The sequence below is a fragment of the Orbus hercynius genome (genome assembly GCF_003634275.1).
In the GTDB taxonomy this organism is placed as follows: Bacteria; Pseudomonadota; Gammaproteobacteria; order Enterobacterales; family Orbaceae; genus Orbus; species Orbus hercynius.
Map to the genome: position 1 here is coordinate 161,222 of NZ_RBWY01000003.1, position 13,004 is coordinate 174,225.

The 13,004-nt window shown below is 39.7% G+C and carries 11 protein-coding genes; 4 read left to right on the forward strand and 7 right to left on the reverse strand.

Annotation, left to right across the window (positions count from 1 at the left end; all coding sequences use genetic code 11):
- Positions 1–80: 80 nt before the first annotated feature.
- The 4 genes from DES39_RS08390 (at position 81) to DES39_RS08405 (ending at position 4,504) form a co-directional block, all read left to right on the forward strand.
- Positions 81–1,469 (forward strand): hypothetical protein, encoded by a 1,389-nt coding sequence (locus DES39_RS08390; RefSeq protein ID WP_121145336.1) that lies wholly within the window; start codon positions 81–83, stop codon positions 1,467–1,469.
- 149 nt (positions 1,470–1,618) lie between these two features.
- Entirely contained in the window at positions 1,619–1,867 is a 249-nt protein-coding gene (locus DES39_RS08395) for a FeoA family protein (protein ID WP_121145337.1), read from the forward strand.
- The gene (feoB, locus tag DES39_RS08400) at positions 1,864–4,194 is read left to right on the forward strand and encodes a Fe(2+) transporter permease subunit FeoB (RefSeq protein WP_121145338.1); all 2,331 of its coding nucleotides are present in this window, start codon (positions 1,864–1,866) and stop codon (positions 4,192–4,194) included. The genes DES39_RS08395 and feoB overlap by 4 nt, the downstream gene beginning before the upstream one ends.
- Positions 4,195–4,261: 67 nt before the next feature.
- Entirely contained in the window at positions 4,262–4,504 is a 243-nt protein-coding gene (locus tag DES39_RS08405; protein ID WP_121145339.1) for a FeoC-like transcriptional regulator, read from the forward strand.
- On the opposite strand, the gene DES39_RS08410 is transcribed toward DES39_RS08405, so the two are convergent.
- The 7 genes from DES39_RS08410 to zwf form a co-directional block, all read right to left on the reverse strand.
- Complete coding sequence (locus DES39_RS08410) at positions 4,501–5,511, reverse strand: nickel/cobalt transporter (protein WP_121145340.1); 1,011 nt, start codon at positions 5,509–5,511, stop codon at positions 4,501–4,503. The genes DES39_RS08405 and DES39_RS08410 overlap by 4 nt on opposite strands.
- Positions 5,502–6,050 carry a DUF1007 family protein gene (locus tag DES39_RS08415; RefSeq protein WP_245959588.1) on the reverse strand — a complete coding sequence of 183 codons (549 nt, stop codon included), beginning with the start codon at positions 6,048–6,050 and terminating at the stop codon, positions 5,502–5,504. The genes DES39_RS08410 and DES39_RS08415 overlap by 10 nt, the downstream gene beginning before the upstream one ends.
- Before the next feature lie 243 nt (positions 6,051–6,293).
- Entirely contained in the window at positions 6,294–8,300 is a 2,007-nt protein-coding gene (gene tkt, locus DES39_RS08420) for a transketolase (RefSeq protein WP_121145342.1), read from the reverse strand.
- 82 nt (positions 8,301–8,382) lie between these two features.
- Positions 8,383–9,333, reverse strand: a complete 951-nt coding sequence (gene tal / locus DES39_RS08425; protein ID WP_121145343.1) for a transaldolase — start codon at positions 9,331–9,333, stop codon at positions 8,383–8,385.
- A gap of 226 nt (positions 9,334–9,559) precedes the next feature.
- A complete protein-coding gene (locus DES39_RS08430; RefSeq protein ID WP_121145344.1) occupies positions 9,560–10,534 on the reverse strand; it encodes a sugar-binding transcriptional regulator in 975 nt (324 codons plus the stop codon).
- A gap of 21 nt (positions 10,535–10,555) precedes the next feature.
- Positions 10,556–11,251, reverse strand: a complete 696-nt coding sequence (gene pgl, locus DES39_RS08435) for a 6-phosphogluconolactonase (RefSeq protein ID WP_121145345.1) — start codon at positions 11,249–11,251, stop codon at positions 10,556–10,558.
- 12 nt (positions 11,252–11,263) lie between these two features.
- Positions 11,264–12,736, reverse strand: a complete 1,473-nt coding sequence (gene zwf, locus DES39_RS08440) for a glucose-6-phosphate dehydrogenase (RefSeq protein WP_121145346.1) — start codon at positions 12,734–12,736, stop codon at positions 11,264–11,266.
- Positions 12,737–13,004 lie beyond the last annotated feature (268 nt).

Genomic DNA, 13,004 nt, shown 5'->3' on the forward strand with positions numbered 1-13,004 from the left:
ACAATGTTGACTTGTGCATTGCACAATTTTCCTGATAATCATTATAATATTAAATATAAATAATGATATAAGGAATCCTGATGCGATTATTGTTACTAGCCCTGTCGATTTTTATTTTGGTGGGGTGTGCCTCACCCCGCACAGCACAAGACGCTTACAAAGAAGGTCAATATGTCGAAAGTATTGAATTAGCAGCGTTATCGGTAGAAGAGAAAGGAGAGTCTAAACTCGATGCCGCTGATTTAGAGGAATTTCGAACCCTTGTCGGTAATGTGATGGCACATTATGAAAATCAATTACTAACCGCCAATAGAACGGACTACGCAAGTCGCATTAACAGCTATGAAGCTTTACTCCAGATCAAAAATCGTTTGAGTAATCGTTTTTATAGCCAGCAAGTTTATTTTTTTAATAATAAGTATGATATTAAGCAGCTTAGACAAGTGATTGCTGAAGAGTATTATGTGTATGGTAATTCTATCGATGCTAAAGATGGTGATAGTTATCGTCTTAAAACTAATTTATATCGCAAAGGCTTAGAACAATATAACTATAAAGATATTGAAGCGCTGTATAACAAGACTAATAAAAAGTATATGCAAGTTGCGGCAAAAGAGTATTACGATAAAGGCACTATACTGGCTGAGTCTGGTTTATACCAATATGCAGCGGAGTCTTTTGCCAGTGCATCGGAAGTTTATAAACCACTGGGTAAATATAAAAATAGTGATGAACTGTTTGTGGTGTATGATAAAAAATATCGCGCTATTGAAGCTGGCAAACTTTATCAGCAAGCTGAAGCAATCCGAAAATCGGCGACGACCCATGCTGAATATCGTGAGATAGCCCAGCTTTATCACGACGCTGGGGAAATCTACCAACCTTATGGCGATTATAAAGGATCAGCAAAATTATTTGAGCAATATCAACAAAAAGGTCAACTAAGAATCTATTTTCCACCAAGCAAATATAGCCAATTGATACAAGCTAATCTAAAGGATGATTATATTAAGTTTGTGACCAATCCCTCAACGGCAGACCTTGTTATTAATATTAAAGAGCAGAGCCGTTATCGAGAATTACCACCAGATATTAGCAAAAAAGCGATGAGTGAAAATCTGGTTGAAAAAACCATTAATGAAACCAATGCTGATGGTGTGACACAATCTAAAGATGTCTATAAAACGTATTATTACAATTTACAAACAACGGTACTTGAGAATACGTTTGAATTGACGACCGATATTGATGTTAGTGGTATTTATCGTTACAAAGACTCAGATCAAATTAGGAAAAGCTCGAGCATGACGAAATATGCTTATTCCGGGCAGGTACCTAATAATTATCGTGATCATAATTCTGGCTCATACGTCTCGCAAAATAAATTGGCAGAGCAGGCTAAAAAAGAGCAAGAGCGGTATGTTCAAAGCCAATTGTCGAATCTAGCCACTATTTTTGAACGGTTATAAAAGTGGCGTTATTTTGTAAAATTGAGGCAGGTAAAATTAAATTTTTAGTAGTGCGTATTTCATTCTAAAGTGATTTGTATTAATATCGAGAATAATTCGCATTATTATTATTGTTCTTAACGTATGTTGTTTTAGCAGGATGTTATGATATGGATACTCAAGAGTTAACGTTAGATCGCCTCACGTTTGGCAAAGAAGCCGTTATTGCCAAACTATTACCTGACTCATTACCTTTTCGTCGCAAACTACTGGCTATGGGTATTACGCCTGGATGCAAAGTATCGGTTGTGAGAGTTGCGCCACTGGGTGATCCGCTCGAAATTAATATGAGAGGATTTTTATTGTGTTTAAGACGTCAAGAGGCTGCGTCAATTGCCGTGGTGGAGATTGAAAAATGAGTATAGCATTAATCGGTAATCCAAACTGTGGTAAAACGACGCTATTTAATTTACTCACCGGTGCTAAACAGCGTGTTGGTAACTGGCCAGGTGTCACTGTTGAGCGTAAAACAGGGATTTTTAGTTATAATAAAAAATCGTATGAAATCGTCGACTTACCAGGTACTTATGCTATAGAAAGTGATACCGAAACCACCTCGCAAGACGAAATGATTGCGCGCGATTACGTCTTAACTGAAAAAGATAGTGTGATTGTCAATATTATTGACGCAACCAATTTACAACGCAGTTTATACTTAACATTTCAGCTAATTGATCTCAATCTTCCCCTGATTGTGGTATTAAATATGATCGATGCCGTTAATGAGATCGGTGAGCATATTGATACAGAGCAATTATCGCAGCTGTTAGGCTGCCCAGTGGTGGCAATTTCATCCACCAAGAAGAAAGGTATCGATAATTTGTATCGTGAGCTTGAACGCTTGGCGGTGACTAAGTCAACGGCTAAACCAACAATTACTACCTTAGCGGATGCGCAAAATCAAGCGATTGAAAAATTGTTATCATCAGTACCAGCAGAGAGCTACATTAATCAACTTAGTCGTTGGCAACTGCTTGAAGCGCTGCTTGATTCACAAAATTTTGCCTTTGATAATGATGAATTGTTGCACATTGAAGCTTGTCGACAAGAGATTGCCGCATGGTGTGACAATGAAGTGGATATTGCCATTGCAAGTAGCCGCTATGAAGCGATCGATCAAATCTGTAAAACCGTGATTGATAATCCGCGGGTTGCCAGCTACTCACTGTCAGATAAAATTGATAGGGTTGCGCTAGGGCGGATTACGGGTATTCCATTCTTTTTATTAGCAATGTACCTGATGTTTATCATTGCCGTTAAATTTGGCTCGGTCTTTATTGACTTTTTTGATGTGTTATTTGCCACAATCTTCGTCGATGGTCTGTCTCATGTATTAAATATGCTGCATGCGCCTGATTGGTTAACGGTGATTTTAGCCGATGGTATCGGCACTGGTGTACAAACTGTCGCGACATTTATTCCCGTAATTGCAGCAATGTTTTTCTGCCTATCTTTTTTGGAGGACTCTGGTTACTTAGCCCGCGCTGCAATGGTGGTCGACCGGGGAATGCGTGCAATTGGTTTGCCGGGTAAAGCCTTTGTGCCAATGTTAGTTGGATTTGGCTGTGGTGTACCGGCGATTATGGGCACTCGAACATTAGAGAGCACGCGCGATCGCATCATGTCAATTTGCATGATTCCATTTATGTCGTGTGGGGCTCGTTTGCCTGTGTATGCGCTTTTAGCGGTTATTTTCTTCCCGAATAATGCCTCAACGGTCGTTTTTATTCTGTATCTTTTGGGTATTGTGGTGGCGATCGTGACCGGCTTTGTGCTCAAATTTACTTTACTTAAAGGCGATGTCACACCATTTATTATGGAAATGCCGGTTTATCGCATTCCAACTTTACGTAGTATGGCTAGCTTAACTTGGCAACGACTCAAAAGTTTTATCTTTAAAGCCGGTAAAGCCATCATTTTAATGGTCACCGTACTAAGCGTACTAAACTCGCTTGGTACTGATGGTTCATTCGGTAATCAAGATTCTGATAATTCGGTGCTTTCCGTAGTCAGTCAAAAAGTAACGCCAGTGTTTGAACCAATGGGCGTGACGGCTGAAAACTGGCCTGCGACGGTGGGTATTTTTACTGGTATATTTGCTAAAGAAGCTGTCATTGCAACCCTTAATTCGCTATATTCTATGCAAGATGACAGTGAAGATGATGGCGATGAGTTTAGCTTAGTAGGTGGTATTAAAGACGCCTTTTTAACTATTCCAGAGAACCTAGCAGGGCTTGGCGAAGCATTCTTAGATCCGCTGGGATTATCTGCTGTCGATGAAGATATTGATTCCTTACAAAGTAATTTAGATGTGACACCAAGTGCCGTGAGCAAGATTGAATCATCGTTTGGTAATAGCGCGGCGGCTATGGCATATTTAATTTTCATTTTACTCTATACACCGTGTGCAGCGGCACTCGGGGCGGTTTATCGTGAAGCGGGCGCTAAATGGACTGCATTTGTTGCGGTTTGGACATTTATTGTGGGCTGGATATGTGCAACAGCTTATTTCCAATTCACGTTGCTCGGTACCTCGTCTTCAGCCATAGCCTGGTTAGTTGGCTTAATGGTGATATTTGCGCTGATTGTATTAATCATGAAATTTGTTGGCAGACACTGCGCATTTGCGGCGCCGACTTTAGCCAATAAACCGGCTAAATGTAGCAAATCTAGCTGCTGTTGTTAATCCGGTTTGACGCTGCTAGGTGATTGGTTTGTGGCAGCGTCAATCATTACCATAAAGGGCAATTGCGATGTTAATGACCGATATCTCTCAGTACATTGAACTTAATGGTCGTGCGACGTTATTGGATTTATCGCGTCGTTTTCAGATTCAAGAAAGTGCGATGCAGCAAATGCTGTTGTTTTGGCTCAAGAAAGGTAAGATTGAACTGGTCGATGCGACGGCGATCGATAATTGTAGTACCGGCAAAAAATGCAGCGACTGCTTTGAGTGTAGCGATAGTGCTCATCAAGTGTATATTTGGCGCGGTTAACGCATTAATAGTGGATTACCTAGCGGTACGTAAGTATGACTCATGCCAAGGCACAGCACTAACCCCATAATGACAAAAACTATTCCGCCAATAAGCGCTAGTGAATGAGTCACGACCGGTATGAGTTCGCTGACGAGTGAACGCTGCTTGTGTTTGACCAATTGTTCGGCCAATTTTCTGGCGTGATAAACTAGCAATGCGATTAACGATGTGGTTAATGCCGTACCGATTGACATCGCGAGTGTTGCAATAATTCCCCAATGGTACACGCCGAGCGTATAAGCAAAAATCAGCATCAGTAGTGCGCCAGAACATGGGCGAATACCGATAGCTAAGATAATCCCTAAATCACCTAGCCAACCTTTTTTGTGCTCAATGTCTGTCGCAGCCGGAATATGCTGATGACCACAACAATCACAGTTTAGCTGATGTTGATGCTCGGCTGATTGTAAGGGGTTTATTGAATTAATGGTGATTTTACTGTGATGGCGAGAAAATAGCTGTTGCACGAGCTTTTTGATAGCTTTATAGCATAAAAATACGCCAACAAACATAATGACAAGATAACTTGCTCGTTCTAGCTGATATTCACCTATGGTTAAATACTTGGTGGATAAATTGAGCATCATTAATAAAATAGTGATTAAGGCAATCGCGACAATACCTTGTAATATGGCGGATAATACCGTAATTAACAGGCATTTTTTAAAATGACGTTTTTGGGTAGCAAGATAGGTGGTAATAATCACCTTTCCATGACCAGGACCTGCCGAATGCAATATGCCATATAATAAACTAAAGCAGACCAGCAGCCATCCGGTGTCCCAAGGTGCCTGTTTGGTTCGTAATAAAAATTGCACTAATTGCTGATGAAAATAGCGTTGCCATTGTTGCGCCACGGTAATGAGTTCAAACCAATAGTAATAAACCGCGAATGCTGAGGCAATAATGATGATAACAAGCAATATCACTGTCAGATAACACGGCTTACTTTGGCTTACTGGCATGATATCACCACTTTTTGCGCAAATAATTTACCCAAAATAAAATCGTCGCTCTCAGCAGGCGTATCATCAGTATCGAGCGCTTGGGCGTAACTAAGCGTTGCATCATCCGGCGTTGGTTTATCGAGCATAATTTGGCAACTGTTGTTATTGATTGTGGCGTCTTGATCTTGTTCGTAATACATATCGACATAAAACGTTTTTTCGTATGTAACAAGTTCAAACTCTTGACCTGAGATCGCAATTGGTTTGGCTAATGTTGCCCAAAATGTCAACATCCCTTTATTATGGTCAAAATTCAAAATAGCGCTGCTTTTCTCTGCGGTTAATGCAATTGGGATAGGTTGGTCACTAGTATTGAGCGTAAATTGTGAAAATAGATGATTTTCTTCAATATTATTCATTAAATCATCAAAGGTTTGTTGCGGATGTTGTTCATACTCAAGTTTAAGGTAACTCGATGTGAGCTCATCCATTGCCCATGTGAATTGAATTTTAGTCAGCTGATTTTGGCTAACATAAAATGCAGTTTTCAGGGTCATAAAACTGTGAGGATGGCTATAAGATTGCGTTGATATTAATATTATAAAAAAGAAGCAATATTTTAAATAGTGATGTCGAATCATGTAACAAATGTTGTTTATATACGGTTTTGTTATATTATAACATGGTTCCTATTTTTTTAATCAATAATATTAGTATAAAATGTAAATTTCACGTTTTAAAATTTTTATAGCTAATTAAAAAGGCGTGATAAACACGCCTTAACATGATGTGACTTAACGTTATTTTAATAATGCTGTTGCTTGTGCAATCACATTCTCAACGGTAAAGCCAAACTCTTTGAATAACAGTTCTGCCGGTGCTGACTCACCAAATGAGGTCATGCCAATGACTTTGCCATTTAAACCAACATACTTGTACCAAAAATCAGCTATACCCGCTTCAATCGCAATACGTTTTGTTACTGCTGCCGGTAAAACAGATTCTTTATACGCGGCATCTTGTTTATCAAATGCATCTGTTGCTGGCATAGAAACAACGCGAACTTTTTTACCGTTATTGCTGAGTTGTTCATAAGCTTCAACGGCAAGCTCAACTTCAGAGCCCGTTGCAATTAGAATCAGTTCAGGCGTGCCTGTGCAGTCTTTAAGAACATAACCACCACGATAAACATTATCAAGTTGCGTCGGAGTGCGTTCTTGTTGTTTCAAGTTTTGTCTTGAAAAAATTAATGCGGTTGGTCCATCGTGACGTTCAATTGCATATTGCCATGCAATTGCTGACTCAACTTGGTCACATGGACGCCATGTGCTGACATTTGGGGTTAAACGTAAGCTTGCGATCTGTTCTACCGGTTGATGCGTTGGACCGTCTTCACCAAGGCCAATTGAGTCATGGGTATAAACAAATAGCGTGCGGATTTTCATTAATGCCGCCATACGTACTGCATTACGCGCATATTCCATAAACATTAGGAATGTTGCGCCGTAAGGGATAAATCCACCATGTAATGCAATACCATTCATAATCGCAGACATACCAAATTCGCGTACACCATAATGAATATAGTTACCATTTGGGTTAGCTAAAATTTCTTTAGACCCTGACCACATCGTTAAGTTACTTGGCGCAAGATCGGCGCTACCACCAAGGAATTCGGGGAGCAGTTTAGCAAAATCCTCAATCGCATTTTGTGACGCTTTACGCGTTGCAATCGTTGCTGGATTGGCTTGTAATTTATTGACAAATGCTTTGGCATCATGCTGCCAACTTTGTGGTAATTGTCCTGTTGTGCGGCGCACAAATTCTTGGGCAAGTTCTGGATACGCTTTTTGGTAAGCGGCAAATCGCTGATTCCACTGTGCTTCTAGTTGCTGACCTTTGGTTTTGCCATCCCAAGCCGCATAGTACGTTTGTGGAATGTCAAATGGTGGATAATTCCAGCCTAATGCTTTACGTGTTGCTTCGATTTCGGCATCACCCAATGGCGCACCATGACAGTCATGGGTACCGGCTTTGTTTGGCGAACCAAACCCAATCACGGTTTTACACATCAGTAATGATGGTTTATCGCTGACGGCTTGAGCTTGCTCGATTGCTGTTTTAATTGCTGTGGCATCATGGCCATCAATACCACGAATAACATGCCAACCATAAGCTTCAAAGCGTTTTGCTGTATCATCAGTAAACCAGCCTTCTACGTGACCATCGATAGAGATACCATTGTCATCATAGACGGCAATTAATTTACCTAATTTTAGTGTACCGGCAAGTGAACATACCTCATGAGAAACCCCTTCCATTAGGCAACCATCACCTAAGAACGTATACGTATAATGATCAACTATTTCATGACCGGGTTGATTAAATTGCGCGGCTAACGTGCGCTCTGCAATTGCCATACCTACGGCATTAGCAATGCCTTGACCTAATGGACCTGTTGTTGTTTCGATGCCTGCAGTATAGCCATACTCTGGATGACCGGGTGTTTTTGAATGCAATTGGCGGAAATTTTTAAGATCATCGATAGAGAGATCATAGCCAGTTAAATGTAATAGGCTATAAATCAACATCGAACCATGACCATTTGATAACACAAAGCGATCGCGATTTGCCCAGCTTGGATTAGAGGGGTTGTGTTTTAAAAATCCACGCCATAATACTTCGGCAATATCAGCCATACCCATTGGTGCGCCGGGATGACCCGATTTTGCTTTCTGGACGCCATCCATACTCAGGGCACGAATAGCATTGGCTAGCTCGCGATGAGATAATGTTGTTGCATTCATGTTATTTTCTCTCCAGTAAAATAATAATAAACGATAAAGCGATTGATGGTTTGGGATGAATCGCTAATCAAAGTTCAGTTAATTAAAGTAACTTAATAAGCATATCTTCAAGTTTACCTTGGTCGACTGCAAATGCGCGAATACCTTCAGATAATTTCTCTATCGCCATTGCATCTGAATTATGTTGCCATCTGAACTCGGCTTCAGTCATTGGCGCTGGGCGTTCTTTCACGGATTGATTAGGATCAAGTTTTCTAACGACCGGCGCAGTTGAGTTTTTCATTTCAGTCAGTAAATTCGGGGCAATAGTTAAGCGATCACAGCCTGCTAATGCGAGGATTTGGTCTACTTTACGAAAGCTTGCACCCATAACAATGGTTTTATATCCATGTTGTTTATAATAGTTATAAATGGTACGAACCGACACAACGCCAGGATCTTCATCAGCAACGTAAGGTTGTATTGGTTGCTTAGCTTGATACCAATCATAGATTCGTCCAACAAACGGTGAAATCAAGTAAGCACCAGCTTCAGCACATGCTCTAGCCTGAGCAAAAGAGAAAAGTAAGGTTAAGTTACAATTAATTCCTTCTTTCTCTAATTTTTCTGCTGCGCGTATTCCTTCCCATGTTGACGCTAATTTGATTAAAATCCGTGACTTATCAATACCTTTTTCGTGATAAAGTTTGATAATTTTACGTGCTTTTTCAATACATTTTTGTTCATCAAATGAGAGCCGCGCATCGACTTCTGTTGAGATGCGGCCTGGTACAGATTTTAAAATTTCAGCGCCGATATTCACTGCAACTAAATCACTGGCATTAATGAGTTGTTCTTCTTTTGTGCCACCTAGTTTTTTTGTTGCTTCAATAGCTGAATCAATTAAATATTGATATTGTGGTAATTGCGCCGCTTTTAACACAAGTGATGGGTTAGTTGTCGCATCTTCAGGAGAGAATTGCTTTATTGAATCGATATCGCCCGTATCGGCTACAACGACAGTATATTTTTTAAACTCATCTAATTGACTCATATGAATATCCTTATAAAGAAAGCGTGTATGAAAAGTGTGTTAAATTTGACTATTATAGTAGAGTTATTCGGTGAATAACATCATATTATATTCGATTAATATGCTCAAAAGTTCAATAATGTAACATTTGTTATTATGTAATATAAATGGAAATAAGCAAGTGATCAAGTACACAGTTTTATCTTTTCGAGCAAAGAGCCACTACTATCGATAATTTAAGCAACAATTATGAGCGATTATTTAAATGTAAGCGAAGTATTTTTTGAGCATTTGAAGCACTGGTCGCAATAATATCAATTACTCCTGATCTTAAAGCACCGAGTATTGCCGTTGCTTTGGTATTTTCAGCGGCGATGGCAATCACACAGGGAATATTTTTTAGTTCATCAATATTAAGCCCAATAACACGATCATTCATGACGGTATCTACCAGCTGACCTTGGATATTAAAAAAGCTATAGCCAGCGATTTCACCAATCACACCTTGGTGTTGATTGGCATTTTTGATTTCTTGCGGTGTAAACCAACCCAATTGAACCATGTAGCTATTTTTACTCATATCACCGAGTCCAACTAAAGCAATATCTGCTTTACTTGCGCGTTCAAGGGTTTCTTTAATCACCCGGTTTTGTAAAAACGCTTTTTTTAGTTCGCTATTTTCTACATAAGCGGGTGCATAAAGAGTTTCACTCGTTGCATTGAATTTTCGTGCAAGATTTCGGCTGATATGATCGGCATCAATCAATTCGCCATCACGCAGTGTGCCACCAATACCACAGATAAATTTACATTGTTTTTCAGGAAAAATACCAATGTGACTTGCTACGGCGGCGACATTTCGTCCTTGTCCCACAGCAATGGTCATTCCATCTTTTAGTGTGCTGGATAGATAGTTAGTTACAAGCGCTGCCACTTGCCTGCGTTGCTCAGCCTCATCTTGATGATCGATGGCAATAAGGGCGCGTTTTATGCCAAAAGCATTAACAAATTGCTGTTCTATTTTAGAGCTAAAAACAGGATGATATTTGACGCTAATTTCAACAATTCCTTCGGTGCGAGCCTTTTTTAATAGCCGACCTACTTTGATGCGTGAAATGCCAAACCGTTGGGCAATCTCTTCTTGTGTTTGCTCGTGCTCATAATAAGCAATGGCAATTTCAGTTAAGATATCGGTATCTTGTGGGTTGTCAAATACATCCATTGTGTTTTCCTTTGTGATTAACTATTCACACCAAAAGCCAGTTACGTCAACGTTCTTTTGTTGTAAAATAGCGCGTATCGGCATATCGGTGATATTGTTGCCTTGTATCGCTTGTTCTAACACAGTTTTTTTACTTGTTCCAACAAGCAATAAATAGATGTTATGACTATTTAAAATCGCTGGTAGTGTTAACGTTATGCGATCAAGGGGCGCGGTTAATGGCGTCATACCAACTACCTGTTTGCTCGAATGCATGTCCAACCCCAGCGGTAAATTTTTAGCATGAGGGAAGAGTGAGGCAGTATGACCATCTTCACCCATTCCTAAAATCACCACATCAAGTGGCATTGGGATCTCAGCTAATTTTTTCTGTGTGATTGACTCGCCAGCAAACGGCGTTGTGGCACTGTTTTTTAAGCCAATAAAATGAGCTTGTTTAGCTTCATTTTGCAATAAGTGCATGAAAACTAATTTCTCATTACTAGCATCATCATTGCTATCTACCCAGCGATCATCGACTAGCGTAATATAAACTTTACTCCAATCTAAATGCTGTTGACTTAATTGTTTAAATAGTGGAATTGGTGTTTTACCACCAGACACCGCAATTGAGGCAAAACCACGGGTTTTTATGCCGTTATTTAATGCACTGACAATATGGTCAGTCATCGCTTGTGTAAGCTGTGCTGCTGAAGCATATTCATTTAATTTAAACATGTTTTTACCTTATTATTCGAATTCATTCCAAGAACGGCCGTCTTTAGTAATTAGTGCAACAGACGCTACCGGTCCCCATGTGCCTGCTTGGTATGGTTTTGGCATCTCTTTATCATCAGCCCAAGCATTTAAGATCGAATCAACCCATTTCCAAGCGGCTTCAACTTCATCGCGATGGACAAACAGCGCTTGGCGACCACGCATCACTTCAAGTAATAAACGTTCGTAAGCATCGGCAATATGTTGATGAAATGTTTCGCTAAAACTTAAATCCAGTTTAGTCATCTGTAAGTTGTTATTGCTTTCAAGGCCAGGCACTTTATTGAGGATTTCGATATCAACCCCTTCGTCGGGCTGTAAACGAATGGTGAGTTTATTTTGCGGTAATTGAGGGTAAGATTCGCTAAATAAATTAAGCGGTTGATTTTTAAAATAAATAACGACTTCAGAGCATTTACTTGGTAAACGTTTACCGGTTCTTAAATAGAATGGTACTCCAGCCCAGCGCCAGTTATCAATATCAACACGTATTGAGATAAAGGTTTCAGTATTGCTTGATTTATTTGCGCCGTCTTCTTCAAGATAGCCTGGGACTTTCACGCCATTGACAAAACCAGCGGTATATTGACCTCGAACGGTGACATCGCGGACATTACTTTTGGTTATAGGTCTTAATGCTTTTAATACGGTGATTTTTTCTTGTCTGATGCTATCATCTTGTAAATTGGCTGGTGGTGACATCGCAATCATGGTTAAAATCTGCAACAAATGATTTTGTACCATATCACGCATTTGACCGGCTTTATCAAAGTAGCTCCAGCGACCCTCGATACCAACTTGTTCGGCCACTGTAATTTGCACATGATCGATTGAATTACGATCCCAAAGCGCTGAAAAAATTGAGTTAGCAAAGCGTAGCGCTAATAGGTTTAGTACGGTTTCTTTTCCTAAATAATGGTCGATACGATACACTTGCGATTCATCAAAATATTCGGCAACAGCATCATTAATATCACATGATGATTGTAAATCGGTACCAAGCGGTTTTTCCATCACAATACGGTTAGCGATTTGATTCAATCCGGCATGAGCAAGACCTTGGCAGATGGTACCAAATGTACCGGGGTGCATTGCAAAATAGAAAATAGCTGGTTTATCTTGGTCTAATTGCGCCTTTAATCCTTCGAACGCAGCCATGTCGTTAACATCTAATTTATGAAAATCTAATCTTGCACAAAAACGTTGCCAAATTTCTTCATCAATAGGGTCTTTCATGAAGGTGACTAATGCATCTCTGGCGATTTCGGCATAAGCTTTCTGATCCCAATCTGCTCGACCAACACCTAAGATTTTGGTTTTTTCAGGTAAATGACCATATTTTTCCAATTGATATAAAGACGGCAGTAATTTTCGTCTGGTCAAATCCCCTTTGGCACCAAAAATAACTAAGTCACATGCTGGAATATCCAAGTTATCACGGGACATAAAAAAATCTCCTACATTTGTCAACAATTAAAATGAAATTACGATTATCTTCGTGACTATGGCAGATATCAGGGATATTGATTACTCAGTAGTATGAGTAATCAAACTATCATAGCGAGTTGGTTATTTCAACCATCAAGCTTAGGCTATGTCCGAATATGTTAAGTACGATGATTAATTAAAATTTATTAATTATTATCGTTGTTTGCGATGAAAGATCCAGTTATTTCTTTTTATTTATGCAATAGCTTGATGAAATTGGTGAAGT